Here is a 26479-nt window from a genome sequence, read left to right on the forward strand (position 1 = left end):
TTAATTTTATCCAACACATTTATAAAAAGTGTTTTATAACCAACACTTCTGCGATTTTTGATTATTGAATAAGACTTAAGCTACCCTTATAATTCAGAAAGATAACGAACATCGTGTTGTTTATTATTATAACTTAAATTGAAGGAGGAACAAATAAATGTTAAAAAATAAACTTTTGCTTTTATCACCAATTATTGCACTAGCCGTCATTTTCATTTTTTCCCCTAACATTAATTCCATCGGTCCAACCTCAACCGAAAAATTTGCCTATTGCTATTGTGAATGAGGATGAAGGGATGGAAATTGCGAATCAACCAAACGTGAATATGGGGGAAAGCATTGTCAATATGATACAAAAATCAGCAAAGACCCAAGAAGGGAATACCGTTAATTGGGTTGAAGTGAAGAGTATAGAAGCAGTACAAAAGGGCTTAGACAAGAAAAAGTATTACGCGTCGTTAGTGATTCCCAAAGATTTTAGTGCCAAGCAGGCATCTTTACGGACTCCAAGACCTTCTTCACCAGAAGTGGAAATATGGATCAATCAAGGAATGAATACTGCAGCATCAGCTATGGCAGGACAAATATTGAACGGAGTAGTTGACAATATGAATGACAATGTTCGTAAACAACTACTGGACGGATTTGAACAGCAAGGAGCAACATTAACAGCTAAGCAAGCTGCAAGCCTTGCGACTCCTATTACAAAAAAAGTCACGAATGTTAATGAAATTGGTACCAATAGTGCTAACGGTAATGCTCCTGTTTCTTTATTCCAGCCACTTTGGATGGCAAGTATAGCGAGTGCTGCCATTATCTTTTTGGCTGTTAGAAAATTATCCATTACTAATCGAAAAGAGAACTTTGCCATTAAATCCGTACAAATTTTAATGGGTGCGATTGTCGCTCTTGTCGTTGGATTTGGTTTAACTTGGCTAGCAGATGGGATGGTTGGCCTTCATATCCCACAATTCACAGATACAGCATTATTTTTATCCATTACATCCTTTAGCTTTTTTCTAATGATATTAGCTGTACTTTCACTATTGGGGCTTAAAGGTATGCCCATCTTTATCTTAATGCTTTTCTTTGGTGCACCATTGCTTGCCATGGCTCCAGAAATGATGTCTCCATTTTATCTCGACTGGATTTATTCTTGGCTGCCAATGCGATTCATGGTAGATGGACTCCGAGGATTATTCTTCTTTGGGGAAGGATTAACCTGGAATACACCTGTTTCCGTTCTTGTTTGGATTGGAATGGTGAGCATGTTCATCATATTAGGTACTGCTTTAAAGAGGAGTACAGCAAAGGAACAAATTACTGAAGCAAGCGTGAAATGAATAACGAGAGGATAGAGCCGTTTCAATATAAAAGGAACGGCTTTTTCTTGTGCAGTATGTGAAAGATTATGCCTGAACTAACTGGGCGTTTAGAGAAACAATAAAAAGAAAATAAGCTCTAAAAGTGAAATTTTTGAAATTGGTCAAACTAGTGATATCGATTGATGGATTTATAAAAATGTTGACAAAGTCCACTAATGACAATAAAGTATTAGTGGATAAAGTCCACTAAAAGGAAGTAAATAATGAATATAAATAAAAATACCATGGCTGATATCCGGCAATTCAATCGATTTTATACAAATATACTTGGTGTGTTGGATAAGCATATATTGGATACCGGATATTCTTTCACTGAGGCACGGGTCATTATGGAAATCGGTTTGATGGAGCAGTGTATAGCAAACAACTTGGTTGATAAACTGGAAATTGATCGCAGCTATATGAGCAGAATAATTAACAAGTTAAGAAAACATGGACTGGTTATGAAGGAAAACTCGACCTTGGATAACAGAACGATTCTGATTCGGTTGACTCCAGAAGGGATGACTCTTTTTAACCAGCTTAATGAAAGATCTGATGAACAATTAGTGAGATTATTTCAAGGATTATCACAAAATGAAATTAAAGAAATTCATGCTTCTATGATGTTCATTCAGAAGAAATTGGATGGTTTGGGGAGATTAAAGGATGATACGTTTTGAAAATGATTATACAGAAGGTGCTCATAAGCGAATTCTGAACCGATTAATAGAAACCAATGAAGAACAAACACCCGGATATGGAGTGGATGAACACTGTGAAAAAGCGAGAGCTTACATTCGAAAAGAGTGTGATGCCGCGAATGCGGATATTCACTTTTTAGTAGGAGGAACACAGACGAATACAACTATCATCGCTTCAATTTTGCGGCCGCATCAAGGGGCGATTGCTGCAATCACCGGGCATATCGCGGTACATGAAACAGGCGCAATTGAAGCCACTGGCCATAAAGTGCTTACTTTGCCGAGTGATGATGGAAAAATTCAACCTGAACAGGTGAAAGAATTATATGATGCCCACTGGAATGACGTTACCCATGAGCATATGGTACAGCCAGGCTTGGTTTACATTTCCAACCCTACAGAAAATGGAACGACATATAGTAAAGCCGAATTGGAAGCATTAAGTGAAGTTTGCCGGGAATGTAGTTTGCCATTGGTATTGGATGGCGCCAGATTAGGGTATGGCTTGGCTTCGAAGGACAGCGATTTAACCTTGGCTGATGTTGCAAGGCTATGTGATGTGTTCTATATAGGGGGAACGAAGGTTGGGGCAATGTTTGGTGAAGCGGCAATCATCATGAATGATGCCCTGAAAAAGGACTTCCGCTATTTCATCAAGCAAAGGGGAGGAATGCTCGCTAAAGGGAGACTATTGGGGATCCAGTTTGAAACATTATTTGAAGACGGCCTATACTATGAAATTTCTAAACATGCCGTGGAAATGTCAATGATGATTCGAGAAGCATTTGTTGAAAATGGATTTTCATTACGATATGATTCCACATCAAATCAGCAGTTTCCCATCTTGCCGGAAGATGTAATGCAGGAATTAGGTAAAAAGTATTCATTCTCCTTCTGGGAAAAAGTCGATGCTACACACAGTGCTGTGAGATTTTGTACCAGTTGGGCTACGAAAAAAGAACATGTTGACATGCTTGTAGAGGATATCAAGGCAATAAAAGGAGAAAAAAATAGCCACGATCGAGTTATATTTAGAGGATAGTTATCTAAAAGAATGTTCAGCAAATATCGTTTCCATACAAGACCGGTTTGTTGTGTTCGATCAAACCATTTTTTATCCAGGCGGCGGTGGGCAGCCTTGTGACCGGGGAATCATTAAACAAGGTGATGAAACCTATAATATATGAACAGTAAAAAAAGTGGATGGTGAAATCATTCATGAACTGGAACGACCATTACAGGACATTAATCAAAAGGCAGACATGCAGATTGACTGGACTTGGCGGTATCAGAATATGCAGTATCACACATTATTGCATGTCATTTCAGGTTATTTATATGAACATTACAATGCTTTAGCTACAAGCAGCCAAATTGAAAAAGAACATGCGAGATTAGAGCTGTCTTTTTCTCCTGAAATAATGGAAGAAATACCATTCGATCAATTGGAACAATCGATAAAGAAGATACTGGCACAACCCCATAATGTTTATACGAAAACAATTAGCAGAGCTGAAGCAGAGCTAAAAAAAGCAGGGGTAATTAAAACGGTCATTCACTTACTTCCAGCTTCGCTTAACGAAATTCGAATCGTTCAAATAAATGATATTGATGAGCAAACATGTGGCGGAACCCACGTCAACAACACGAATGAAATTAAAGACTTTTCCATAATGAAAATTCAACAAAAAGGACCCGCGAAAAAAAGGATTAAGATTCAACTTTTGGATTAAGTTCTGCTATGTAATCATTCAAAACGGTGTGGTAGTGCCCTTTAACAGGGGTTTAATTCTCAGTTTTGATCATTAAAATAGGATTAGCAGAGATGTTTGGGTGAATATTAAGAGGGTATCGTTAAAAAGGACTTCTCAGCCATGAACTGGTCTGTATCATGTGAATAATACTACTTCACTAAGGGAGTTGCTGCGGCAGCTCTTGTTTTCATGGAGCTAAATCGGGAGGATCGTGCATCTTGGTCAACGATTGTGCTAGATAATTGAATGGGAGTTAGGTAAAATGCAGGAGATGCTTGGAGGGGGATGCTATGAGTATTAGGAACTCAGCAAAAGCCATTATAATTAGTGGAGATAAGATTTTATTAACAAAAAATCAAGATGATGAGGGGTATTTTTATCTTTTCCCCGGCGGTGGACAAGAACATGGCGAAACCATTCATGACGCATTATTAAGAGAGTGCATGGAAGAGGTTGGAGAAGAAGTGGAGATTGGAGAGTTGCTTCATATTCGTGAGTATATAGGAAAAAACCACGAGCATTCTTCATTCGATTTTCATGTTCACCAAGTAGAATACTATTTTGTTTGCAACCTGGTAAAGGAAAAAAATAATAAAGCGCCAACCAATCCAGATAGTCACCAAGTAGGGGTAGAATGGATACATATTAATGATTTACTTCAGTATAGGATATATCCTAAAGAACTAAGGAAATATATCATACAGCATGTTAATCATCAAAAGTCTCCAGTTTATTTAGGGGATATCAATTGAAGCCTTGTTCAACGAACGGGCGCGATGAATCAGCTAAAAGAGTGAATAAATTAAGCCATATTCTTTCGAAAAGAATATGGCTATTTAAATTGATTCGGTAGTTTTGAAAGATTTTTTTGAAGGATTACCTTTAGCGGGACACTTCGACGGAAGCAAATCATACACGTATTAATCTCGTTATAATACACTATTTTCATCTTATTCCATCTGTAGTATCTTTGTTTCACAGAATACATAAATGGGGAGAGCCCCACACAAGAGGAGGTCTTCCAAATGAATAAAGAATCAGTACTGATCGTGGAAGACGAAGAAAAGATCTTAAGACTGCTTGAATTGGAGCTTGAAATCGAAGGCTATCAAGTCGGAAAGGCAATGGACGGCAAGGAGGCCCTTGAAGCATATCAATCAAGAAAGTGGGATTTGATCTTATTGGATGTGATGCTTCCTGGCATAAGCGGGATCGAGCTGCTTCGGAAAATTCGAACGAAGAATACTATCACTCCTGTCATCCTGTTAACGGCAAAAGGCTCGGTTGAAGATAAAGTTTCCGGTCTTGATCTCGGCGCGAATGACTATATCACCAAACCTTTCCAAATTGAGGAATTGCTTGCCCGAATTCGTGCGGTTTTAAGAATGCGGCCTGCTGCACCTTCAATGGAAGCTGAAATCGGTGGATGGCTAAATACTGCCGATTTAAAAGTGAATGTCAAAACACGCGAGGTCATTAGAGGTGATAGTCATATTGAACTAACGCCAAAGGAGTATGATTTACTTCTTTATTTACTGAAGAATAAGCGTCAGGTGCTAAGCCGTGATCAAATTCTGGGAGCTGTTTGGGGGTATGATTTCCAGGGAGAAACAAACGTGGTGGATGTGTATATCCGATATGTTCGCAAAAAGCTCGAACATGGCTTTGAAACGCCGCTCATTCATACCGTAAGAGGCGTTGGCTACGTCATGAAGGAAGCAAAATGAGACTTCGCAAGAAAATAAACTTATATACAGCGGTGTTATTCATTTTCCTGCTGCTTTTGATGAATGTTTCTATTTATTTTGTTTTCAGTAATCTGATGATGGTGAATGAAATGAATCGTGCGAAAGCGGAGACAGGGAAAATTGCCTTTGATGTTAGTGAAAATGTTAATAATATATCTCCAAATGATTTACTTCGAGCCTATCTGCCTATAGATGGCATGATTGGTATCGTAATCGAAGGTCAACGAAAAGGAACAGCTGTTACATCCAATTCCGAAAAACAATTAAGCAATCGAAATAGCAGCTTTTACCCCGGTGAGAAGAGCGAGATCATCACTTATCAGCAGAAAAAGTATGTATTCGTTTCAAACCCGATCGTTTGGGGGGATGGAAGTGTAGTTAATCTTCAAATCACCAAAAGCATGTCAGCAACCGAAGAAATGCTCGCTGTTCTGCGCATCGTATTAATCGCTGTAACCATCATTGCCATGATACCTGTTCTGATATCAAGCACTATTCTTAGTAACTTCATCGCCCGTCCGATTCGATCGATGATCGATACGATGAAGGAAATTCAAACTAGCGGCCAATTTAAGCGACTTAGCCTAGAAGAAAAATCAAAGGATGAGCTTGTGGAAATGGGGAAAACATTTAATCACATGATCGATTTACTGCAGGCCAACTTCGAAAAACAGGAGCAATTCGTATCGAATGCTTCACATGAATTAAAAACACCGCTAACTGTCATCGAAAGCTATGCAAGCCTTTTGAAGAGAAAAGGGTTGGAGCGTCCTGATTTGTTTGATGAATCCATAGAAGCCATTCATTCTGAAGCCATTAGAATGAGAGAGATGACAGAGCAAATGCTCCTGCTTGCAAAGCATCAGGAAAAATGGAATATAGAGAAGGAAAACGTCAATCTGACCGATATCATGACAGAGTTAGCGAAAGTATATAAAAATGCGTACAATCGGACAGTGGAGATTTATAGCGGCGATGCAATTGAAGCAGTAACGGATGTTCAAAAGTTAAAACAGCTTTTGTTTATTTTTTTAGACAATGCCAGAAAGTATAGTGACGAGCTAATCTCCGTCTACATAGGACAAACAAGTAATGAAGCATATATCCGCATCGAAGACAGAGGGGATGGAATTCCAAAGGCTGAATTGCCAAAAGTGTTCGATCGTTTTTATCGTGTAGACAAAGCTAGAAACAGAAAGCAAGGCGGATCAGGATTGGGGCTTTCCGTGGCAAAGGAAATTGCTGATGCAATAGATGTGCGGATTGAAATGGACAGTCTCGAAGGCAGGGGAACGATCGTTACTCTTTTATTTAATTAAGCCAGAATGATGTTGGATGGGGGATACGATGAAGATTAGAAAAGTGCTGATAACAGCCGGATCGACTCTCGTTTTTGGTCTGCTATCATTCGTCGGATTTCAATGGTGGGCTCCATCATTATCCGCGGAAAGTTTGACGAAAGAAGAAGTGAACCAGACAGCAAAGGATAAATTTCCTGGGACCATTATAAAGACAACGAAAAGTGAAAGTGAAGAATATAAGATTGAAATGCAGCTTGAAACCGGGGTCTATCAAATTAGGATGGATGCGAAAAGCGGGGAAGTCCATTCTATAAAAAAAGAAACCATAGGTCATACAGCTGAAGCGACTACGGAAAAAATACCTCAAAAGCAACTGACCCAAAACGAAATAAAGGCGCGAATTTCCTCACAAGGTGACCTGGAACAAATTGATTTTGTACAGGAGAAAGACAACTCCTTTTATAAAGCAGTGGTAAATAAGAATAACGAAAAAATCACCTTAATACTCGATCCATATACAGGAGCTATAATTGACTCGACAATGGTGGCAGATAGTATCATTACAGAAAGTGAAGCAATTGCGATTGCCGAAAAACATGTAAAAGGAACAGGTGACGATACAGAATTTTATCAACCTCTAGATCAGACACCTTATTATTTGGTCGAAGTTGAATTGGAGAACGATCGAGACGCAGTCGTTCAAGTGGACGGCTACACGAAGGAGGTAAAAACAATCACATGGGAAGATGACGAAGAGAACGATAATGATGGCCCTGAATAAAATAGTGGCTCATAAGGGTTTACTAATCTAGACGGAAATTGAATAAAGCATAAAAAGGGTGATGCTATTAGCTGTCTAATACGCATCACCCTTTTTGGCTTTAGTGAGTAAGAGAAATGCAAAAAAAAGAGAAGGAACTGTAATAATTCTCACCAATTTCTAATCCTTCTATCATTTAACTCTAATTAACTATCTCTAACATGGAATAAAGCACCAAATGATAAAACAGAGCCAAAGAAGTGAGTGGATGAAAGGCATCTGGATTATTGTACATAAAACATTCCATCATATTTCTACACCTTAACAAAGTTTTGCAAAGAGAAAGGAGAATCAGTAATGTCAGTTATTTCTAGCATTCTGGATTACAACAAGACGTTTGTCGATCAAAACAAATATGAAAGGTTTCAAACGACAAAGTATCCAGATAAAAAGATCGTCATCATAACGTGCATGGATACCCGTCTGTTGGAATTGCTTCCAAAGGCGATGGGGTTAAGAAATGGAGATGCGAAAATCATTAAAAACGCCGGTGCTATTGTTTCTCATCCATTTGGCAGCATTATGCGCAGTATCCTTGTCGCCATTTATGAGCTGAAAGTGGAGGAAGTGTGTGTGATCGGACATCACGGATGCGGTATGGTGGGGCTTCAATCCTCTTCACTGCTTGATGCCGCAAAGGAGAAGAAAATCAGCCAGGAGCAAATTGATATCCTTACAAACTCTGGTATTGATTTATCAAAGTGGCTGACAGGCTTTCAATGCGTTGAGGAGAGTGTAAGGAATAGTGTCCATTTGATCAAAAACCATCCATTATTACCGGATTCCATTGCCGTCCACGGTATGGTCATCCATCCCGAAACGGGTAAACTGGATCGAATCATAGATGGATATAGCAATATTGTCAGCAAGGACGAAATGCATATTCAATAAAAGAAGGAGCGATAAAATGAAGGGTTCTAGCAGGTTTGAAGGATATAACTTAGGCCATTTTCAGAAAGACCTGGTTGCCGGGGTGGTAGTTGGGATAGTAGCGATTCCTTTAGCGATGGCTTTTGCCATTGCATCTGGAGTAAGGCCGGAATACGGACTGTACACATCGATTATTGCAGGAATCATGGTCTCCCTTTTTGGCGGATCGAAATATCAAATTGCAGGCCCGACTGGAGCCTTTGTCCCGGTCTTGTTAGGGGTGGTCATGCAGTACGGATATGAAAAACTCTTAATCGCCGGTTTCCTGGCAGGTATCATGATTTTTCTTTTAGGTGTCTTCAAACTGGGAAGATTCATCAAGTTTATTCCGCGTCCAGTTACCATCGGCTTTACAGCAGGAATTGCCGTGATCATCTTCTCGGGGCAGATTGCCAATTTCTTTGGACTCAGTAACTTAAAAAAAGAAGAAGTCTTTCTTTTAAATATGAAAGAAATCTTAGTGAACTTCAATACAGTGAATATCTATAGTGTCCTGGTAGCTAGCATAAGTCTGACTCTCGTCATATTAACTCCCAAATATTTACCGAAAATCCCTGGAGCATTGCTGGGATTGATTGTATCAACCCTAGTCGCCAGCTTATTCTTTCCAGGTCAGGTAGCGACCATAGGATCGGCATATGGCGCCATTCCTAATGAATTGCCCCATTTTCAGTTTCCCCATATCACTGGCGGTCTGGTGATTGAACTCCTTCCGGCTGCTTTGGTCATTGCCATGCTTGGAGGAATTGAATCACTCTTATCCGCTGTAGTGGCAGACGGCATGACCAACAGTAAACATAACAGCAATAAAGAGCTGATGGGACAAGGATTGACCAATATGATTACGCCTTTATTTGGAGGCATTCCGGCTACAGGTGCCATCGCCCGTACCGCGACGAATATTAAAAACGGAGCAGTCTCCCCGATATCAGGCGTGATTCATGGGTTGGTGGTATTGCTGGTGTTAGTCAGCTTGGCGCCTTATGCTTCGGCCATTCCTTTGGCCAGCATGGCCCCGATTCTTATGTTTGTCGCATGGAACATGAGCGAGCGCAAAGAATTTTCGCATATCTTAAAAGCCAAAACCATGGACTCGGTCGTATTGCTCGTTACCTTCGTGTTAACCGTAGTGATTGACCTGACAACAGGCGTCGGGATCGGATTACTATTAGCCATTCTATCGTTCGTTAAACTGATGAGTGGTACATTGAAATTATCAAAGGTATTACCAGATCCAGCTGATAAACTAGTTAAACCAGAAATGGTGCAACAAGGTTCAAGCTGCCCGCAGATTAACATTTATACGATAGAAGGACCTTTATTCTTTGGCACAATCGAAAGGCTGCAAGAAGAAATCGAGGAAATAATGCGATCAAAACCAAAAGTCCTCCTATTAAGAATGAGCAATGTGTCATTTATCGATACATCGGGGGAAGCACTGCTAACCGACATCGTGAAGCAATTCAAGTTTCATAACCTGCAAGTGCTGATTTCAGGAATTCAACAGGAACCTAAAGAAATGCTGAGAAAAACCGGATTTATTGAACTGGTTGGTGAGGAACAGTTCTTTTCGAGTACGGGTGATGCCATCAATAAAGCTTTATCCAAACTGGATGAGAACCGTTGTAAAGGGTGTCAACAGTTTTCATTTGCTGAATGTACCGCACTCTCACAGCAAGTTCAAAAGCCTGCGTTATTAAAACAGAGCAGAAAACGGGAGATAGGGTTAACTTGACTCCTGTCAAGAAGAAAAGGCATCTGCTTTTGGCGGATGCCTTTCTCTTCAACTTCTTTTATTTTCGCTGCAAGATGGCGGATTATTGAAATCATTAACACATCGAGCTTGTTCGCTCAGGGATTTATCCTGACTATGCATGCGTGAACGTTTATTCTTCTATGATATCCAACTCTTTCAGGGCTTCAAGCGTAATCGTTTTGGCTTTGCTTCCGCTGCCGTCCATGTTCGTTGCGAAGGCCCATTTCCCTTTGTCCGTTTCGATGTACCCCACATACCAGCCCAATCCCATATCAGAAAGGCGTGTACCGGTTTTTCCATGGAGGACATATGAGTCCGCTTCTTCATTGATCATGATTCTCTTTACGGTTCTCATATGCTGCTTATCGATAGGCAGCTTTTCCTCTACAAGCTTTTCGATGAATTGGACTTGTTCCCGGGCAGAAATCTTTATGCTGCTGTCCAGCCAGAACTGATCGATCCCGCCGGATATATCACGATTGCCGTAATCGAGCAGGTTTACATACTGCTGCATGTTTTCCGCCCCGATATCGCGGGCCATTGCTTGATAATACCAAATCACGGAATGCCGCATGGCTGAAGCAAGCGTATGATCTCTGTTCCAATCTTCAAATTCCCTGATTACGCCATCCCAGCGCTTCACTTCATATTCATCACTTACCGCTTTTGTCTGTAAACCAATTAATGCATTCGCCACTTTGAATGTCGATTCTGGAGTGTAGCGTACTTTACTTCTCTGTTTATTATAGATGAATACCTTATCATTTTTTAAGTTTTGGAGTACCATCGTGCCTTCCGCACCATCGAAGGAATCCCCGATATCCAGTTCTTTCACCTTTTGATCGTTAGCACTTGCATGAATCGTGCCCATGGAACCAGTGACTAGCAGGACAAGAATGAAACATAACGTTTTGATTTTCATTACACACTCTCCTTTAAGGCATGGATTGATTGATCATCAAAAAATTTCCATAAAATAGGTTGATAGCTAAAGTATACCTATTCCTGATAAAAAACAAAACCTTAATCTTGGATTCTATCTAGATAGTATCGATTAAGGAGGAATGCAGCGGGTAGCTAATGAATATATAGAGCAAACGATAGAATGGGAGGAATCTATCATGGAGGTTAACAAAAGAAAAATAAATAGTAATGAAAAAGAAATTACATACACACATATTGAAACCGAAAGTCCGGCCGTTTGTTTTATGTTTTCAGGTGCGGGGTACACGTATGAGAAACCGCTATTCTATTATTCGACAATGATCATGCTTCAAAATCAGTATGATGTCGTGCATATTCATTACGCCTACGACCAGGATATATTCAAGCATCCATTGGTAGATATCACAAAAGTGATCGTTAATGATATCAATCCCGTCATTGCGGAAGTGCTTCAAAATCATGAATATCAAGGAACTGTGTTTCTAGGCAAATCACTTGGCACCATCCCCATCATCAACGGAATCATGAAAAGTGAGCAGTTTACGAATGCCAAAATGATTTTGCTGACGCCTCTATTGAAGTTCGATTCGATTTTTGATGGGTTATTGAGCAGCAATCATTCAGCACATATAGTTATTGGTGAAAAGGATCATCATTATATTCCAGATAAAATTCAAGCGATTGAAAATAAACCGAACATAAGCATGAATAAAATCCCGCATGCCAATCATTCCTTGGATATTGAACCTTTCGATACTTCAAGGACGATCATCGTGCTGGAAAGTGTAATGAATAGAATGGAAGAGTTTTTAAAAAATATAGGTTAGCGAAATGCAAAAGGGATTCAATCCAGGGCGTAGCAGGTGAAGAATGTGATAATAAGAGTATTGTAGTTTGGAGTTCTGAAAGGAGAAATGATGGTGGGAACCAATACATTTCATTCAATTGATGAATATATCATACAATTTCCCGAGGAAGTTCAGGAGATATTAAAAACGTTAAGAAAAGTCATAAAGGATGCAGCACCGGATTCAGAAGAGAAGATAAGCTATCAAATGCCTACCTTTGTTTTATATGGAAATCTGGTACATTTCGCTGCCTATAAAAAACATATAGGATTCTATCCAACTCCAAGCGCGATCTCTGCGTTTGAATCTGCCTTATCTGAATATAAATGTTCAAAAGGGGCCGTTCAGTTTCCACTAAACAAGCCAATTCCTTATGAATTAATAACCGAGATGGTTATATTTAGAGTGGAAGCGAACAAAAAGAAAAAAGCAGAAGGCAAATCTCAAAAGAAAAAATAACATCGATTATTATCAGAATTCACAAAATGCTTAATATATGAGAGTATGAGCTGCAAGGATTTAAGGACCGAAAGAGAAAGGTGGAAATAATATGTTCAAAAAATTATTCAGTAAAAAAGAAAGTGTGGAACAACTGCTTGCTCCTATAAACGGACAAGTAATAAAAATAGAAGATGTTCCGGATCCGGTGTTTTCCGGGAAAATGATGGGGGACGGAATAGCGATTCTTCCTGAGGAAGGGTTGGTCGTATCTCCAATCGATGCAGAAGTGATCCAGGTTTTTCATACTAAACATGCTCTAGGCCTCCGTACGAAGAATGGCATAGAATTGTTGATTCATATTGGATTGGAAACAGTTAACCTTAAAGGCGAGGGATTTGAAGTTCATGTCGCAGAAGGGCAAAGGGTAAAAGCAGGAGACAAGCTTGTGACATTTGATATCGATTTTCTAAAATCCAACGCTCCAAGCATCGTAACTCCGATCGTTGTCACGAATGGCGAGCTGGTTGAAAAACTGGAAAAAACAAATAATACCCAAGCAACTATTAACGATACGGAGATTATGAGTGTTTATTTGAAATGAAAAGAAAGATTCCATGCTGATCTCTCCTTTTAGGCTGCAAGCAGGAAAATCGAAAGTTGCAGCGAATAGTAGGTGAGTGAACAAATAAAATCAAGCGAGGGTGAATTGGATGGGAGTTCAAGCAGAAAAGATTTTTGTAAACTTGCCTGTTAAAGATTTGGATGCCTCAGTAGAATTTTTCACAAAGGTCGGTTTTGAGTTTAACGAGCAAATGACCAATGAAAATGCAACATGCATGGTTATCAGCGAGTCCATATATGTCATGTTGTTGGTGGAAGACTACTTTAAAACGTTTACCAAGAAGGAAATCCCTGATTCTGCAGCGAATACGGCAACCATCGTCGCCCTGTCCGTTAAAAGCAAGGAAGAAGTCGATGAGATCGTGAATAGGGCACTGGATGTTGGCGGAAAGCCTTTCAATGAAGCCATTGATCATGGTTTCATGTACGGTTGGAGTTTTCTGGATATCGACGGCCATTCTTGGGAAGTATTTTACATGGACGAAAGCGGATTTAATCAAGAATAAAAAGCAAGGCACAATCCTTCACGAAGGACTGTGCCTTTTTAGCAATCTTAGCTGAATTTCATTCATAACAATACGGGGCTAATGTCTTTCCACTCATAAACCAATAGATTCAATTCAGAACCAGCTATTTTGATTTTTTCGGTTTTAAGCAATTCAGTACCAAATGCCTCATAGAAGTATCGAGATTTATTATCTTCAAGCACTTCTACGAAAATTGTCTTGAATCCCAGTTCTTCGAATTTAAAGAATAATTCTTTGATGAGTTTCTTACCTATCCCCATTCTTTGTGCATTTTCGAGAATATATATCGCAGTTAAATCGCCCGAATCCTCAACTTGATTCGTCTCCCTTTTCCCTCCACATATAAATCCTACTATTTTTCCTTCGTTATTCTCTGCGACATAAACATAATTTCCATTACTAGTTATATTCTTTATCCATATTCCTTTCCTTTTCTCATAAGAAAGTTTATCTAAAAAATCACTCGGCATTATATCTTTATAAGTGGTTCGCCAGCAATCCACATGGACTTTCGCTATCCCTTCCGCATCAGCCAACGTCGCCTCTCTTATTAGCATAGTGGTTCCTCCTTTTTTAAGTTTGCTATACTTCTTATTTTTTACTAATATTATCCAATTAGCAACTAATTGGCCCAGTATATTCCAATAATTAACTTTATGTGTTACTATTTCCAATAGTTTGTTTAATGTGGGAGAAGGAATGGGATGAAACAGATTTTCCGTAGTAAAATATTTTATTTAATAATCTTCTTGGTTATCTTGGGGGTTGTGCTGGTTTTTAATAATGACGAAGAACCGACTGAGAAATTAACTGCCGATGATTTTTTTACAACTTTAGCGGATGGAAAAGTGACATTTAGAGAGGTGGAGCAGCGAAAAAGTGTGATTGAAATAAGCGGTCGGCTGGCAGGGTATGAAAAGGATCAATACTTTGTCGCGTCTGTCCCAAATAGTGAAACTTCGCTAGATAGAATGAATAATGCTGCAGAGGAACATGATATAGAAAAAATGGAGTTTACACCATACAAAGAGGCAAGCGGATGGGTCACCCTGTTTACAACGACCATGCCGTTCATAATCCTTTCCATCCTGTTTTTAGGCTTATTACTATTTAGAGTTATAATAAAAAGATAGTATTCGACGATATATTCCCATTTTCGGAGATAAAACCCTAGTTTTCGACGATATATTTCTATTTTCGTCGATAAAACTGCAAGTTTCGTCGATATTTCTAGTGAGTTGTGGTTTCTGCAAAAAAATATTGAAGATTGCTGAATAGTTTGATAGAATAAAATAAATGAAAAAGACTATGTGCAACTGGCGAAACACGGATAACCGTGAGGGAACACATAGTGTCGTAGCCGTTCGCCTGGGCAGAGGTAAGGGATTTTATCCCTTGCCTCTTTCTGTATATTAACAGATAGTGAAGCTTTAAAGTCAATATTTTGAAATTTCAAAACTATTATATTCAAAAGAGGAGCAAACAAAATGAGCACAATACTTTTAGAAAAAGTCAAAACGATCAAAGCGTTAAATAATATTGCCGAAAGCGGGCTGAATGTTTTCAATAAAGGCGATTTTAAAGTCGACAATGATAGTGAAAACCCTGATGCGATCGTTCTTCGCAGCTTTAACATGCATACTATGGAATTCGGCGATCAGTTAAAAGCAATCGCAAGGGCAGGGGCTGGAGTCAATAATATTCCGGTCGACAAATGCACTGAGCAAGGAATTGTCGTTTTCAATACACCTGGGGCTAACGCAAATGCTGTAAAAGAAATGGTGCTGACGACATTGATGGCTTCATCTCGTAACCTTTTTGCCGGTGTGGCTTGGACAAAGACGCTTGAAGGCGAAGGGGAACAAATTCCGAAGCTTGTCGAAGCAGGAAAGAAACAATTCGTTGGTAAAGAAATCAAGGGAAAAACTCTTGGCGTAATCGGTTTAGGAGCAATCGGTGCACTTGTAGCGAATGACGCGCTTGATTTGGACATGGATGTCATTGGCTTTGACCCGTTCATCTCTGTTGATACAGCTTGGAACTTATCACGCAATGTACAGCGCGCCATGACAATTGAAGAATTGTTTGCAGAATCTGATTATATTACAGTACACGTTCCATTAACTGACGACACAAAAGGAATGTTTAACCAAGAAACTTTCAGCATCATGAAGCCGGGCGTACATATCTTGAATTTCTCACGCGGCGAGCTAGTGAATGAAAATGATATGCAAGCTGCACTTGAAAGCGGAAAAGTAGGCAAGTTCATTACTGACTTCCCGAATGAAAACGTGTTGAAAATGAAAAATGTCGTTCCAATTCCGCATCTTGGTGCCTCTACGCTAGAATCAGAGGAAAACTGTGCCATCATGGCAGCTCGTCAGTTGAAGAACTTTTTAGAAACAGGGAACATCAAGAACTCTGTGAATTTCCCAAACACTTCGCTTCCTTTTACAGGAAACCGTCGTGTGGCAACTTTCCACGAAAACGTTCCGAACATGGTTGGGCAAATCACGCTGGCTGTATCAAGCTTTAATTTGAACATCGCTGACATGGTTAACAGAAGCCGTGGGGGATATGCATATACGATCATCGACATTGATGGAGAAGTAAACGGCGATATCATTCCTGCCTTGGAAGAACAAATCAAACAAATCGAAGGCATCGTTACAACTCGAATTATCTAATTGGAACAAAAAGAAAGCTGATAAATAGTGAAAGCCTCAATTCCTTTAAGGAGTTGAGGCTTTTTTAGGCTTCATTAATGATTTTGGAATAAATATTGGGGTGGTCATAATAAACTGGCTCACGTGTTAACAACCTAGGGATTACAACGGACTCAGCCTGCGGACAGCTCGATACATTCAGTTTAAGTCAAAACTTCTTAGTATCGAAATTCTCAAAATCTATCATGGTTTCCTTCTGTGTTATCTTCATAATGTACAAAAAACATCAAGTAGATTGCGAATAGGAGATGCAAATAAAGTGGAACATCTTCATCACTTTGAATGACAACAAATATGTAAATTCCATATAGCAAAATGGGAATGCTTAAAAGGATTCTGTGCTTAGTCACATGTCATCCCCCCATACATCCTCAAATATTAATACATGAGCTGCTTGAAAATCCTTTTCTGCTAGAACATCTGCTAATTTCATAGCTTCATCCTCCTAATTAACCAAATATTCTGTCACTTCCATTAATACAATAGTATGAAGTACAGAGAAAATGCTGTCAATCTATATTCCATCTGTACTCATTTTAAGTTAACGGATTCATAAGTTATCAGCCAAAATAACCATCTCATATATAGGCAAAACGGTACCAAAACGGGGAAGCAATGCGATCAACTGAACGCCAGGGAGCAACGTGTTGCGAACGTTCACTTCAGCGCATCTAAGTAAAAGAATCGCCCCTATTCCAGAGACGATTCCCTATCTTAAACACCCTTTCTACAAAAAAAGGATGGCCCTATATTGTTCTTCCCCCAAAATTCTGGTGCTGATGAAGGATATTCGATGTTAAAAAAGCTCCAACAGGAGGCAATTGCCCGGTATACGCATTACCGCTAACAGGAAATTGATTCAGGGCTATATCTGTAGTGGCAATCCACGATCCAGACTCACCTGCTTGCAGAGAGGGAGGCTTCATAAGAAAACGTCCTTGAAGAATGAAATGCCGAATTCCGCTCTGTTGATCATCAATTATGGTTAAGTTGCCAGAGAACGTGGCATAAGGTGAATCAAATGCGATTTGTTTGGTGTTTTCATTCCAAAATCCATTAATCGGAATGGGCCTGCCACGAAAATTAACCGTACCAACCACCCTATTATCTATAATGGAATGAATGGAAAGTGTGCCCCAAATAATCGTTCTGCCAGCTATTGAAGAGTGGATACCCCATACAGATGGGAATGGAAAGCTAACCGACGCAGTTCCCTGTGAAGTTACCAATGCTATGCCCTCCCTTAATGGTTGTTTATGTTCCGAGGAAGATTCCTTGTTTAAAGCAGTATATGCAGCACGAGCAGAATAATTTAATAAAGAAAGGTGAACTCTTACATCCCCTGCCTGAAATTGCATGATGAGTTACCAGTACTGCTGGAAAATAGGATGGAATGGATCAGAGGAAGGAATGGAGGGAAATGAGGTAGAAGCGGCGAAAGTAGTCTATAGAAATGTGTTGAAGATAGGAAGAGCAGCAAATGTGAACGGATCAGATAAACAGCTAAGGAGCATGAAGAACGGTTTGAAAAACGAAATGATAATAGATCGTAAAAAAACATGAAGGAGTGACGCATATGCATAAAAAAGGTTGTACCAAATTGAAGTGTCAGTGTTTCATCGTACCTAACTATATTCTTGAGAACTTGGCACAAAATGAAGTGGAAGAAGCACGGATCAGTTTAGCGAAAAGCCGTCAAATGCGCAGGCGCAGAATATTGAAAGAATACGATATTGACGGTGTTGTCGCACTGACGGATGCAGGATCTGGACGTCAAGGTGAATCTGCCCGTCATGTTTACGATTGCAAGGGAGGGACGAAACTCAGGGAGAATGAGGCTAGGAAAGAAGGAGACCGATCAAGTGCAGATCCCATTGTTAACGCTGCATATGATTATAGCGGAGTTGTGCGTGATTATTTCAAGGATGTTTTGCACCGTAATTCAATTGATAACCAAGGTCTTGATCTCATTCTGAACGTTCATTATGGCAATAAATTCACGAATGCTTATTGGGACGGAGATGAAATGGTATTTGGTGACGGCGATGGGGTCATCTTTAGCAATTTTGCCAATTCACTCGATGTAATTGGACATGAATTGACACATGGGGTTACGCAGTTCACAAGTGGATTGGAGTATGAAGGTCAGTCCGGGGCATTGAACGAACATCTTTCAGATGTGTTTGGAGTTGCCATAAAACAATTTCACTTAAAGCAAACAGCAGGAGATGCCGATTGGCTGATCGGTGCTGATATTATGGGACCGACATTGAAAGGGCAGGCCCTCCGTTCGATGAAGGCACCAGGTACGGCATTCGACAATAAGTTAATGGGTAAAGATATTCAGCCTGATCATATGAAGAACTTCTATAAGGGAGAACGCGATAATCATGGTGTCCATATCAATAGCGGCATACCAAACAAAGCCTTTTATCTAGTATCCATGGAAATTGGAACGGACAAAGCGGCCTTGATCTGGTTCAATGCGATGCAGAATTTATTTGCGACGGCAAATTTCAATCAATTCGTTCAAATCGTCATAAAAGCAGCGCAAAAACTTGTTGATAGAGGCGATGTTACGAAAACAGCCATCAAGACGATTGAAAATGCTTTTAAAGCGGTTGGACTGCCTGAGTAGTCATATTCCATGAATAGGAGGCTTCATCTACCATGCATATCAAATTTAGCTGCATAGGGGGATTTGCCAACCTCGACTTGAATTTCGAAATAGATACGGATGAATTGCCGAAAGAGAAGTATGAGGAATTGCAGAACTTAATGAAACAAGCTGACCTTCCTAATGCTGCCCAAAGTAAAATGGTAAAAACGCAAGGGTTCGACTCGTTTTCATACCAGCTGGATATAGCCGATGAAAAGAAGAAGCAGTCTTTCTCATTTACTGACATTTCAGCTCCAGAGGAAGTCCGGCCCTTATTGGATTATTTACGGAACATAGCAATTGAAATAAAGATGGCAGAATAACCACGTCAAAAAAGTCTATCATCTTGATAGACTTTTTTGTTTGTCTTAAAACTTCACAAAAATGTCATTTCGTTTCACTTTTATCTGGATTTTGGCTGTTTGTTCTCTAAATGGACACAAAATAGCGATCTGCAGTAGCAAATTTGAAACGGAAATTAGAGAGTATAGCCCTTTGATGAGATTTTGTAAAGAGTTAGTCAATCAAACAGGTAAAGCAGTCACAAAAGGGAACTAATTTTGAAAGAGGTAATACAAGAGCGGTTTTACAAAAAAAGCATAAAATAGGATAATGGTCGCAGAGAGGTGAAGTGAATGACATACCAGGAAAAGAAAGTGACGATAGCCGGAAACAGCCTTACCCAATTCGGGAAAAGAATATTAATCTCGCAGATTCAATTCTCGACATTGGAGGCGATATTCGAAGTCGATGAGGCGGTTCAAAGAAAGCTTGATCTCAATCGAAGGACTGAAATCAGGGAGTTCATCATAGATTCTGTATCGGAAGGGGACTTTTACTTTTCCCCATTCATCTTCTCGAGCAGGGGAGCGATCCAAGAAGTGCCCGTGGGCGGGGAACTGCCACCAGGAAGTAAAATATACATACTTGACGGTCAGCATAGGACCTACGCCCTCATTTCAGCCATCAGTCACCTAAGGGCACGGAAGGAAACGGAAGAAGAGATCGGTAACTTTCCCGAAGCGGCAAAGCTCCAAAATCAAATTGATAAGTTGAAAACCTATCCAGTCACGATTCAAATCTATTTAAATCTGGAAACGCATGAAGAAAGGCAGCTATTCAATGATATTAATACGAAGCGAAAAGAGCCGCATAACGGCTTGGTGATGAAGTATGACCAGCGCGATGAATATGCAGAACTAACACGGAACATTGCCAGGATATTAGAAAGTAAGATGGAGATAGAGACCACCCTTTCGAGGATCACCGTGAGCTGTACGGCGCTGACTACGCTGACGATCATGAGGCGCTGCCTTATTGCTTTATTTGAAGGAAACGTCACCGCGAAAACGGGTAAAGCCAATTATGGTGAGATAACCAAAACCGAAATCATCAACACCGCGACCGCGTTTTTCGAGTCATGGCTGGAAATCTTCCCGAAGAAGATGACAGACCGGACCACATTCACATCAGGGTATTCCGGCATCCAAATAGCCCTTGCCCAAGCGATCCACCAACTCCACAAACATCATGAAATCCCCTATGAAGAAGCAATAAATCATATGCTGCATTTGAAGAAAGCCTGTACTTGGAAGCATGATGATGCCCTTTATTCACACATTTACGACCCCTTGAAAAAAAGAGTCAAAAACCATTCGACTACAAATGCCATCCAGAAAACGGCTCTCGCGTTCAAACGAAAAATAGAACAAGAAGGAGGATGGCTGCATGATTCTAAGTGAATTGGACCGGAAAAGAAGGACGTTGGTTTCCTGCTCCATCATCGAGCTGGTCCATATGTATCGCAACGGTCAGATCGCCACGAGGGAAATCAACCAACTGCGGGTCCGATCGATCAAAAACTATCTTTTGGACAATGCGTTAACGAAAAATATCTACCTGCCGCCGCTTGTTGCCAGCAGCAGGGAAGGAACCGCCCCTAATGGAGATCCCATCGAACTTTCGATCATCGACGGAACACAACGAATAGCGGCCTTCGCGCAATTGGAGGACAGTATCCTTAAAGCGTTAAAGAAGGATGAAGAAAAGGTGAAACAAGCATACGAACTGGATTCACTCATGAAGGACAGCTCGATTGCGATCCAAGTATTTGAAGGGCTAACAAGAGCGGAAGAGTCCCAGCTCTACCTGGATCTCAATCTAAAAGGCAAGAAAGTGGCCCTTTCCAAACGGATATCATTCGACTCGCGAAACAACCTCAACGTCATTACCAATCAGGTGCTCCATACCCATCAATCGCTAAAAACAGCCGGTGTCGAACTTGAAAAGCGTTCCATCAATCGTCCAGCCAATAAAAACCTCTTATCGCTATCGCAATTGAGGCAGGTCATCGGCATCTTCATGACTGGGAAGGCACACGTAAACATTGAAGAAAAAGTATCACAAAGTCCGCTTTCGAACAGTGAATACATCACACTCATTCATCTCTATCTTAATGAACTATTCGACATATACCCGGCAGGACAGATGGGTGATTACACAAAATGCATGCTTGCCAGTTACCCGCTTTTCATTGCCGTTGCCCTTTATGTCAATGACAAAATGGAAAACCAGCCTATCGATCAAAGACAACAGCTGATTGCCACGAGAATGTCAAAATTGAAAGAGGTGGACTGGAGTCCTGATAATCCCATTTGGAAAGAGTTTAAAGGAACATACAAAGGGAGGCCGCCATTATTTCACCTAAGCAAAAATAAAAACAATATCGAAGAGCTAGTACGCTGGCTGTATAGCTGTTGAGGAGGTGAGGGGAAATGTGATAATGAAAAAGTGAAAAACCCCTAGGTGAGGACGTCCGGTCAGACAATCACCTAAGGGCTTGTGAGCAGGAGTATACCTGCCTCTATGTCCAGTATACTCCATAAAAAGGAATAGTGAAATGGGGAGTGAATGGAATGATGATACGAAAAAACTATTTATTGAATATGGAAACGGTAGGAATGATGGAGCGATACGACGCCAATGGTGTCGAGATGACTACGGTAGTGGAGGGAGAAAACACATTCCATGTTAGGCAACCGCGCCAGGAAATCCTGAATAACACGTTAAACCACTTTGGATTGGATCTGGATGGCGGACTAGCAGCAGCCAAATCCGTACTGGGCGGTAAATACAGACTGCCCGTCTGCATAAATGCCCAGCTGGGGATGGTCTGGTTCTCCTCCCGCTCATTCCGGAAAAGAGGAGGAGTCTGGTTTTCCTACATCCACATTCGTGACTTAGAGGAAATGAACGAAAAGGAAACACTCGTCCACACAAACTATGGTCATTGCCTACCAGTAAACTTAAGTAAAAATCAGCTCGCCTTCAAAAGGGACCAAGCATCATATCTGCATACGACCTTCCATGAACGCTCATTGGGTAAAAAGACCTTTTATTACGAACCGGGAAGCGGAATCACCTTTTGCAAAGAACCCGGGGAGGTCCATTACAGGGTGAAAGAAAAGGAATAATATAATCTATGAGACCGCTGAATTGGCGGTCTTTTCTTTGGAATGGATTAAGTTTAAAATCCAGAAATATAGTTATTGTAAAAAATGGAATGATACATTATGATTAGTAAAAAGTTAATTATTAGGAAATGGAGTACATATTTTGAAAAGAATATTTGCTATTATACTATCTTTTGGACTAGTTTTAGGTCTCTCGTTTGGTGCGAATGACATTGCCAGTGCCAAAACAAAAGTGAAGACTTATAAAAACTGTACAGCATTGAATAAAGACTACAAAGGAGGCGTAGCCCGTACATCTTCCGTTAAAAATAAAGGAGGAAAAACGAAATACAAGCCTCACGTTTCAAAGGCGCTTTATGATGCCAATAAAAAAAGCGATCGCGACAAAGACTTTATCGCTTGTGAAAAATAAGGATTATTCAAAGAGACCTCCTATAGGAAGGTCTCTTTAGTTTGTAGATAAAAGGTCTTCCATCTGAATTATTAAACAAAGTTGATTGGAACGGGTGTGAGAGACTCCTGCGGAAAGCGAGTGCCTGGAGAGGGCAGTTCATTTTTGTACAATACTAAAAAGGCGGAAGCTAAAGCCTATACAGGTCTTTAGCTTTTTTCTCGTGGGTTATCTTTCAAACCGTCCAAAATGTGTATTTTCCCGATTTATAAGTGCATCCCCAAGATTGATTCTGCTCATAAGTCTTTCATGGTCCGAAGGAAAACGTTCTTTAACATTTGCAACACCCTCTGTTGTTGGGATATTACCATTAGGCATAGGACGTTCTTCTCTTTGAAACCCGGGGTTCAAACTATCATTATTAGTAGGGTCTCTACGTGCATCAAGGTTCCCGGCATTGTTATTTGGATCATTGTTATTATCTTGTGGCATATATTTCACTCCTTCGCTTATATTATCCGCTGATGACAGTAATCTATTCGCACGCTGTACTTATCCTTTATTTATCCTGTTTTCCCCAATTTGCAACCACGCCAATTCTCTTGAATGGTCAACAAGTACGAAGGGTCTTTTTTTGCCCTTTAAAAAAACTTCTAATATTATGATTGACTTACATTTTAATTTGTCTTACAATTTCAATGTAAATAGTCGAAAGATTCAATCAAATGGAAGGAGAACTTACTTAAGAGCTAATTCACTTCAACATGAAGCATGACAACATACTGCGCGTTAACTTTATGTCAATTCCGGAAATGACGTAAAGTTCTGTCATAATTTCAATATCTGAATGTCTAGAGTTATCTAAGTATTATTGCTTTAGAAAAAATGAAAGCGAATACATACTCTTTGGAATGGAGTGAATAACTTGAAAAATCAATCAAATCTTGCTGAATCCACTGTGATTGCTCCGGAGGTCGTAAGTAAGAAAACAAATTTCTTCACGAAATTTAAAACATCCTATGGTCCGGGAATCCTTGCCGTGTTAACGTGGCTTGGGGCCGGTGATCTGGTGACGTCTTCTGTTGCCGGGGCGGATTATGGATATAGTTTAATGTGGATTTTAGCACTGTCATTAATCCTTCGTTTTCTTATCGTTAATGTTATCGCCCGGTTCCAGCTTTGTAACACAGAGGGCTTAACCATACTTGAAGGCTATGGACGTATCCACCCATTTTTCGGTTACTTCATGTTTGGTTATGCATTAATCATGGGCCATCTGTTTAATGCCTATATGATTAAGGGAGCGGGAGAGGTATTATCGACCCTATTCCAAGTTAATCAGCCATTCTTAGCTTCATTGGTAGTTGTAGGATTAGTTTTTATGCTTATTGGCAGGAATATTTATAATAGAATTGAAAGTGTAATGAAAGTGCTTTTGGCATTATTGACCATTGCCTTCTTGTTCCTGGCCATTCAAGCTACACCGGATGTGGGGCAAATCATTAAAGGAACAGTTGGTTTTAGCATTCCAAGTGATACTGGCGTTCATGGAGCATTATTGGTGGCCATTTCAATTATCGGTGCAGTGGCAGGATCGATTTCGAACTTTGTACACCCATATTTCATGAAGGAAAAGGGCTGGACGAAGCCGAGTCATGTCAAGGTTCAAAGAAATGACTTACTGTTTGCCATCGGAGTTTGCATCGTGATCAATTTAGCCATTTGGGTGGTTGGGGCAGAAATTTTAAAACCGAATGGAATTCATGTCGAAACGATTGATGACTTGGCAATGGCATTACAAATGTCGTTAGGACAATTTGGCTGGTACATTTTTTATCTTGGGGTATTTGGCGTATTGTTCGCGAGTATAGTAGGGAAGTCAACTGGTTTTCCAAGATTGATAGTAGATGCCTTTTACGTAATAAATAAAAACCGACGCGAAAAGTATAATGTAAATATGAAAAAGATCCAATGTTTAAATGGATTATGATTTTTGTATTAGTTACGCCGCTTATTTGGTCCATTCCCGGCATGCCTGGTTTCATTGCCTTAACAATTGGCGTAAATGCAATTAATATAATCGGCTTTCCGGTAATCGCAATTGGCATGCTCGTGCTTTCAAATAAAAAAAGCTTGATGGGAAAATATAAAAACAATTGGTTCGAAAATATTATTCTTACGTTAGCTTCCGTTTTAGCGATTTGGTCCGCCGTTCAATTAGCTACTACCTTTTTTTAAAATAATGGTAGATTATAGATAGAGGCGTAAAACATAAAGGTTATGTCAACATTTGAACCTGATGGGGTCCTACTTTATTGGAAGTGAGGTATCAATGATGAAACCGAAAGTAATCGTTTATAAGAAAGTGGATCAAAAGGTGTTGGATTATATTCAAGAGACTTGTGATGTCGTTTATTTTGAGGGTCTTCATTCACAAAACTATCCTGAATTTCTTCAGGAGCTGAAGAACGCACAAGGTATATTAGGTTCAGGATTAAAGGTGGATAAAACTTTACTGGATCAAGCACCTCAATTAAAAATCGTCTGTAATTCATCGGTTGGTTACGACAATTTGGATGTAACCGAGTTGTCCAATCGAGGAATCATGGCTACAAACACTCCCGAGGTATTGAATGAGACAGTCGCCGATACGATCATGGGTTTGATTCTCTCCACAGCGAGAAGAATGCCTGAGTTGGATCAAATGGTAAAGTCAGGGCAATGGACATCGAATATCGGAGAAAAATCGTTTGGGTTGGACGTCCATCATAAAGTATTAGGTATTATCGGAATGGGCGGAATCGGATCTGCCGTTTCAAAAAGGGCCCGTTTTGGGTTCGATATGAACATCTTATATCACAACAGATCCAGAAACGAAGACGCGGAACAAAAGTATGGAGCTACATACTGTTCTCTGGAAGATCTGTTAAAGCAATCTGATTTTGTCTGCTTGATGACACCGCTGACTCCTCAAACCGAAAAGATGATGGGGGAAAAAGAATTCAAGCTCATGAAAGAGTCCGCCATCTTCATCAATTGTTCAAGAGGGAAAACAGTGGATGAAGAAGCGTTGATCGATGCGCTAAAAACCGGAGAAATTCACGCGGCAGGACTGGATGTCTTTGTACAGGAGCCCGTCCAGGAAGACAACCCGCTGCTTTCCATGAAGAATGTCGTCACTTTGCCTCATATCGGTTCCGCAACATATGAAACCCGCCTGAAAATGGCGATGCTGGCCGCAACAAACCTTGTCGCCGGATTACAGGGGGAAACTCCGCCTACGTTGATTAAAGCTGGCGTAAAGGTGAAGTGATCTTTTATAAATTAAGCTGGATAGCCTTATTTGGGGCTATCCATTTTTTTGTTTCGGATTATTATTTTTACTCATCCTGCAAAACAAATAAGCCCTCCCATAAAGGAGGGCTTTCAGTTTGTAGACAAAAGGGGTTCGGAATTAAAAAATTCTGAACC

The 26479-nt window shown here is 40.1% G+C and carries 31 protein-coding genes, 1 pseudogene and 1 riboswitch; of the genes and pseudogenes, 27 read left to right on the forward strand and 5 right to left on the reverse strand.

Annotated elements, in window-relative coordinates:
* The first annotated feature begins 157 nt into the window (after positions 1-157).
* The 11 genes and pseudogenes from ADA55_RS20260 (at position 158) to ADA55_RS20305 (ending at position 10356) form a co-directional block, all read left to right on the forward strand.
* A pseudogene (locus tag ADA55_RS20260) lies at positions 158-1343 on the forward strand (YhgE/Pip domain-containing protein).
* A gap of 245 nt (positions 1344-1588) precedes the next feature.
* Complete coding sequence (locus ADA55_RS20265) at positions 1589-2047, forward strand: MarR family winged helix-turn-helix transcriptional regulator (RefSeq protein WP_202186596.1); 459 nt, start codon at positions 1589-1591, stop codon at positions 2045-2047.
* Positions 2034-3110: a threonine aldolase family protein gene (locus ADA55_RS20270; protein ID WP_048687153.1), complete on the forward strand. Its 1077-nt coding sequence runs from the start codon at positions 2034-2036 to the stop codon at positions 3108-3110. Before ADA55_RS20265 ends, ADA55_RS20270 begins: the two co-directional genes overlap by 14 nt.
* Positions 3088-3255, forward strand: coding sequence for an alanine--tRNA ligase-related protein (locus ADA55_RS31480; RefSeq protein WP_226990516.1), 168 nt, complete (start codon positions 3088-3090; stop codon positions 3253-3255). The genes ADA55_RS20270 and ADA55_RS31480 overlap by 23 nt, the downstream gene beginning before the upstream one ends.
* A 12-nt stretch (positions 3256-3267) precedes the next feature.
* Positions 3268-3801, forward strand: coding sequence for an alanyl-tRNA editing protein (locus ADA55_RS20275; protein WP_048687156.1), 534 nt, complete (start codon positions 3268-3270; stop codon positions 3799-3801).
* A 311-nt stretch (positions 3802-4112) separates the two neighbouring features.
* A complete protein-coding gene (locus ADA55_RS20280; protein WP_048687159.1) occupies positions 4113-4574 on the forward strand; it encodes an NUDIX domain-containing protein in 462 nt (153 codons plus the stop codon).
* 273 nt (positions 4575-4847) lie between these two features.
* Entirely contained in the window at positions 4848-5549 is a 702-nt protein-coding gene (locus ADA55_RS20285) for a response regulator transcription factor (protein WP_048687161.1), read from the forward strand.
* Positions 5546-6889 (forward strand): sensor histidine kinase, encoded by a 1344-nt coding sequence (locus tag ADA55_RS20290; protein ID WP_048687163.1) that lies wholly within the window; start codon positions 5546-5548, stop codon positions 6887-6889. Before ADA55_RS20285 ends, ADA55_RS20290 begins: the two co-directional genes overlap by 4 nt.
* A 28-nt stretch (positions 6890-6917) precedes the next feature.
* Positions 6918-7652, forward strand: coding sequence for a PepSY domain-containing protein (locus ADA55_RS20295; protein ID WP_048687165.1), 735 nt, complete (start codon positions 6918-6920; stop codon positions 7650-7652).
* A gap of 336 nt (positions 7653-7988) precedes the next feature.
* Entirely contained in the window at positions 7989-8582 is a 594-nt protein-coding gene (locus tag ADA55_RS20300) for a beta-class carbonic anhydrase (protein WP_048687167.1), read from the forward strand.
* Between the two features lie 16 nt (positions 8583-8598).
* Entirely contained in the window at positions 8599-10356 is a 1758-nt protein-coding gene (locus tag ADA55_RS20305) for a SulP family inorganic anion transporter (protein WP_048687169.1), read from the forward strand.
* Between the two features lie 151 nt (positions 10357-10507).
* Here the strand turns inward: ADA55_RS20305 and blaOXA are convergent, their stop codons facing one another.
* Complete coding sequence (blaOXA, locus tag ADA55_RS20310; RefSeq protein WP_048687170.1) at positions 10508-11299, reverse strand: class D beta-lactamase; 792 nt, start codon at positions 11297-11299, stop codon at positions 10508-10510.
* A 199-nt stretch (positions 11300-11498) separates the two neighbouring features.
* Here blaOXA and ADA55_RS20315 point away from each other — a divergent pair, with 199 nt between their 5' ends.
* The 4 genes from ADA55_RS20315 to ADA55_RS20330 all read left to right on the forward strand — a co-directional run bounded on the left by ADA55_RS20315 (position 11499) and on the right by ADA55_RS20330 (position 13738).
* Positions 11499-12149, forward strand: a complete 651-nt coding sequence (locus ADA55_RS20315; protein WP_048687208.1) for a hypothetical protein — start codon at positions 11499-11501, stop codon at positions 12147-12149.
* A gap of 90 nt (positions 12150-12239) precedes the next feature.
* Positions 12240-12629, forward strand: a complete 390-nt coding sequence (locus tag ADA55_RS20320) for an iron chaperone (protein ID WP_105718825.1) — start codon at positions 12240-12242, stop codon at positions 12627-12629.
* A gap of 91 nt (positions 12630-12720) precedes the next feature.
* Positions 12721-13212, forward strand: coding sequence for a PTS sugar transporter subunit IIA (locus tag ADA55_RS20325; RefSeq protein WP_048687174.1), 492 nt, complete (start codon positions 12721-12723; stop codon positions 13210-13212).
* A gap of 109 nt (positions 13213-13321) precedes the next feature.
* Positions 13322-13738, forward strand: coding sequence for a VOC family protein (locus ADA55_RS20330; RefSeq protein WP_048687176.1), 417 nt, complete (start codon positions 13322-13324; stop codon positions 13736-13738).
* Positions 13739-13800: 62 nt separating this feature from the next.
* Here ADA55_RS20330 and ADA55_RS20335 read toward each other — a convergent pair whose 3' ends face one another.
* Positions 13801-14316, reverse strand: a complete 516-nt coding sequence (locus ADA55_RS20335; RefSeq protein ID WP_048687178.1) for a GNAT family N-acetyltransferase — start codon at positions 14314-14316, stop codon at positions 13801-13803.
* 147 nt (positions 14317-14463) lie between these two features.
* On the opposite strand from ADA55_RS20335, the gene ADA55_RS20340 reads away from it, so the two are divergent.
* Both ADA55_RS20340 and ADA55_RS20345 read left to right on the forward strand, forming a co-directional pair.
* Positions 14464-14892: an ATP-dependent metallopeptidase FtsH/Yme1/Tma family protein gene (locus ADA55_RS20340; protein WP_048687179.1), complete on the forward strand. Its 429-nt coding sequence runs from the start codon at positions 14464-14466 to the stop codon at positions 14890-14892.
* Positions 14893-15061: 169 nt separating this feature from the next.
* A riboswitch (ZMP/ZTP riboswitch) is annotated at positions 15062-15140 on the forward strand.
* Between the two features lie 106 nt (positions 15141-15246).
* Positions 15247-16446 carry a phosphoglycerate dehydrogenase gene (locus ADA55_RS20345; protein ID WP_048687182.1) on the forward strand — a complete coding sequence of 400 codons (1200 nt, stop codon included), beginning with the start codon at positions 15247-15249 and terminating at the stop codon, positions 16444-16446.
* 212 nt (positions 16447-16658) lie between these two features.
* On the opposite strand, the gene ADA55_RS29555 is transcribed toward ADA55_RS20345, so the two are convergent.
* Positions 16659-16835 carry a hypothetical protein gene (locus ADA55_RS29555; RefSeq protein ID WP_153246150.1) on the reverse strand — a complete coding sequence of 59 codons (177 nt, stop codon included), beginning with the start codon at positions 16833-16835 and terminating at the stop codon, positions 16659-16661.
* A gap of 396 nt (positions 16836-17231) precedes the next feature.
* The gene (locus ADA55_RS20350; RefSeq protein ID WP_048687210.1) at positions 17232-17714 is read right to left on the reverse strand and encodes a hypothetical protein; all 483 of its coding nucleotides are present in this window, start codon (positions 17712-17714) and stop codon (positions 17232-17234) included.
* Positions 17715-17895: 181 nt separating this feature from the next.
* Here ADA55_RS20350 and ADA55_RS20355 point away from each other — a divergent pair, with 181 nt between their 5' ends.
* The 7 genes from ADA55_RS20355 to ADA55_RS20385 all read left to right on the forward strand — a co-directional run bounded on the left by ADA55_RS20355 (position 17896) and on the right by ADA55_RS20385 (position 23029).
* Positions 17896-18048, forward strand: a complete 153-nt coding sequence (locus ADA55_RS20355) for a hypothetical protein (protein ID WP_153246151.1) — start codon at positions 17896-17898, stop codon at positions 18046-18048.
* Between the two features lie 13 nt (positions 18049-18061).
* A complete protein-coding gene (locus tag ADA55_RS20360) occupies positions 18062-19123 on the forward strand; it encodes a M4 family metallopeptidase (protein WP_048687185.1) in 1062 nt (353 codons plus the stop codon).
* 32 nt (positions 19124-19155) lie between these two features.
* Positions 19156-19467 (forward strand): protealysin inhibitor emfourin, encoded by a 312-nt coding sequence (locus ADA55_RS20365; protein WP_048687186.1) that lies wholly within the window; start codon positions 19156-19158, stop codon positions 19465-19467.
* A 312-nt stretch (positions 19468-19779) separates the two neighbouring features.
* A complete protein-coding gene (locus ADA55_RS20370; protein WP_048687188.1) occupies positions 19780-20886 on the forward strand; it encodes a DNA sulfur modification protein DndB in 1107 nt (368 codons plus the stop codon).
* Positions 20873-21904, forward strand: a complete 1032-nt coding sequence (locus ADA55_RS20375; RefSeq protein WP_048687190.1) for a DNA sulfur modification protein DndB — start codon at positions 20873-20875, stop codon at positions 21902-21904. The genes ADA55_RS20370 and ADA55_RS20375 overlap by 14 nt, the downstream gene beginning before the upstream one ends.
* 155 nt (positions 21905-22059) lie before the next feature.
* Positions 22060-22617: a competence protein ComK gene (locus ADA55_RS20380; protein ID WP_048687192.1), complete on the forward strand. Its 558-nt coding sequence runs from the start codon at positions 22060-22062 to the stop codon at positions 22615-22617.
* A 142-nt stretch (positions 22618-22759) separates the two neighbouring features.
* The gene (locus ADA55_RS20385) at positions 22760-23029 is read left to right on the forward strand and encodes an excalibur calcium-binding domain-containing protein (protein ID WP_048687193.1); all 270 of its coding nucleotides are present in this window, start codon (positions 22760-22762) and stop codon (positions 23027-23029) included.
* Between the two features lie 207 nt (positions 23030-23236).
* Here the strand turns inward: ADA55_RS20385 and ADA55_RS20390 are convergent, their stop codons facing one another.
* Entirely contained in the window at positions 23237-23500 is a 264-nt protein-coding gene (locus tag ADA55_RS20390; RefSeq protein WP_048687195.1) for a hypothetical protein, read from the reverse strand.
* A gap of 433 nt (positions 23501-23933) precedes the next feature.
* On the opposite strand from ADA55_RS20390, the gene ADA55_RS20395 reads away from it, so the two are divergent.
* From ADA55_RS20395 to ADA55_RS20400, 3 genes are all read left to right on the forward strand, one after another.
* Entirely contained in the window at positions 23934-24998 is a 1065-nt protein-coding gene (locus ADA55_RS20395; RefSeq protein WP_053087439.1) for an Nramp family divalent metal transporter, read from the forward strand.
* Positions 24980-25246, forward strand: a complete 267-nt coding sequence (locus ADA55_RS30745; protein WP_053087440.1) for a hypothetical protein — start codon at positions 24980-24982, stop codon at positions 25244-25246. Before ADA55_RS20395 ends, ADA55_RS30745 begins: the two co-directional genes overlap by 19 nt.
* Before the next feature lie 97 nt (positions 25247-25343).
* The gene (locus tag ADA55_RS20400) at positions 25344-26321 is read left to right on the forward strand and encodes a 2-hydroxyacid dehydrogenase (protein ID WP_048687212.1); all 978 of its coding nucleotides are present in this window, start codon (positions 25344-25346) and stop codon (positions 26319-26321) included.
* The last annotated feature ends 158 nt before the right edge of the window (positions 26322-26479 follow it).

This window comes from Bacillus sp. 220_BSPC (genome assembly GCF_001054655.1).
Classification (GTDB): domain Bacteria; phylum Bacillota; class Bacilli; order Bacillales; family DSM-1321; genus Peribacillus; species Peribacillus frigoritolerans.

Coding starts and splice junctions, on each gene's coding strand:
- ADA55_RS20300 (WP_048687167.1), top strand. CDS start 7,989: ATGTCAGTTATTTCTAGCATTCTGGATTACAACAAGACGTTTGTCGAT.
- ADA55_RS20335 (WP_048687178.1), bottom strand. CDS start 14,316: ATGCTAATAAGAGAGGCGACGTTGGCTGATGCGGAAGGGATAGCGAAA.
- ADA55_RS20285 (WP_048687161.1), top strand. CDS start 4,848: ATGAATAAAGAATCAGTACTGATCGTGGAAGACGAAGAAAAGATCTTA.
- ADA55_RS20345 (WP_048687182.1), top strand. CDS start 15,247: ATGAGCACAATACTTTTAGAAAAAGTCAAAACGATCAAAGCGTTAAAT.
- ADA55_RS20365 (WP_048687186.1), top strand. CDS start 19,156: ATGCATATCAAATTTAGCTGCATAGGGGGATTTGCCAACCTCGACTTG.
- ADA55_RS20340 (WP_048687179.1), top strand. CDS start 14,464: ATGAAACAGATTTTCCGTAGTAAAATATTTTATTTAATAATCTTCTTG.
- ADA55_RS20305 (WP_048687169.1), top strand. CDS start 8,599: ATGAAGGGTTCTAGCAGGTTTGAAGGATATAACTTAGGCCATTTTCAG.
- ADA55_RS20270 (WP_048687153.1), top strand. CDS start 2,034: ATGATACGTTTTGAAAATGATTATACAGAAGGTGCTCATAAGCGAATT.
- ADA55_RS20320 (WP_105718825.1), top strand. CDS start 12,240: ATGGTGGGAACCAATACATTTCATTCAATTGATGAATATATCATACAA.
- ADA55_RS30745 (WP_053087440.1), top strand. CDS start 24,980: ATGTTTAAATGGATTATGATTTTTGTATTAGTTACGCCGCTTATTTGG.
- ADA55_RS20380 (WP_048687192.1), top strand. CDS start 22,060: ATGATGATACGAAAAAACTATTTATTGAATATGGAAACGGTAGGAATG.
- ADA55_RS20325 (WP_048687174.1), top strand. CDS start 12,721: ATGTTCAAAAAATTATTCAGTAAAAAAGAAAGTGTGGAACAACTGCTT.
- ADA55_RS20375 (WP_048687190.1), top strand. CDS start 20,873: ATGATTCTAAGTGAATTGGACCGGAAAAGAAGGACGTTGGTTTCCTGC.
- ADA55_RS20355 (WP_153246151.1), top strand. CDS start 17,896: ATGGAGGGAAATGAGGTAGAAGCGGCGAAAGTAGTCTATAGAAATGTG.
- ADA55_RS20330 (WP_048687176.1), top strand. CDS start 13,322: ATGGGAGTTCAAGCAGAAAAGATTTTTGTAAACTTGCCTGTTAAAGAT.
- ADA55_RS20360 (WP_048687185.1), top strand. CDS start 18,062: ATGCATAAAAAAGGTTGTACCAAATTGAAGTGTCAGTGTTTCATCGTA.
- ADA55_RS20315 (WP_048687208.1), top strand. CDS start 11,499: ATGGAGGTTAACAAAAGAAAAATAAATAGTAATGAAAAAGAAATTACA.
- ADA55_RS20400 (WP_048687212.1), top strand. CDS start 25,344: ATGAAACCGAAAGTAATCGTTTATAAGAAAGTGGATCAAAAGGTGTTG.
- ADA55_RS20290 (WP_048687163.1), top strand. CDS start 5,546: ATGAGACTTCGCAAGAAAATAAACTTATATACAGCGGTGTTATTCATT.
- ADA55_RS20265 (WP_202186596.1), top strand. CDS start 1,589: ATGAATATAAATAAAAATACCATGGCTGATATCCGGCAATTCAATCGA.
- ADA55_RS20390 (WP_048687195.1), bottom strand. CDS start 23,500: ATGCCACAAGATAATAACAATGATCCAAATAACAATGCCGGGAACCTT.
- ADA55_RS20295 (WP_048687165.1), top strand. CDS start 6,918: ATGAAGATTAGAAAAGTGCTGATAACAGCCGGATCGACTCTCGTTTTT.
- ADA55_RS20370 (WP_048687188.1), top strand. CDS start 19,780: ATGACATACCAGGAAAAGAAAGTGACGATAGCCGGAAACAGCCTTACC.
- ADA55_RS20280 (WP_048687159.1), top strand. CDS start 4,113: ATGAGTATTAGGAACTCAGCAAAAGCCATTATAATTAGTGGAGATAAG.
- blaOXA (WP_048687170.1), bottom strand. CDS start 11,299: ATGAAAATCAAAACGTTATGTTTCATTCTTGTCCTGCTAGTCACTGGT.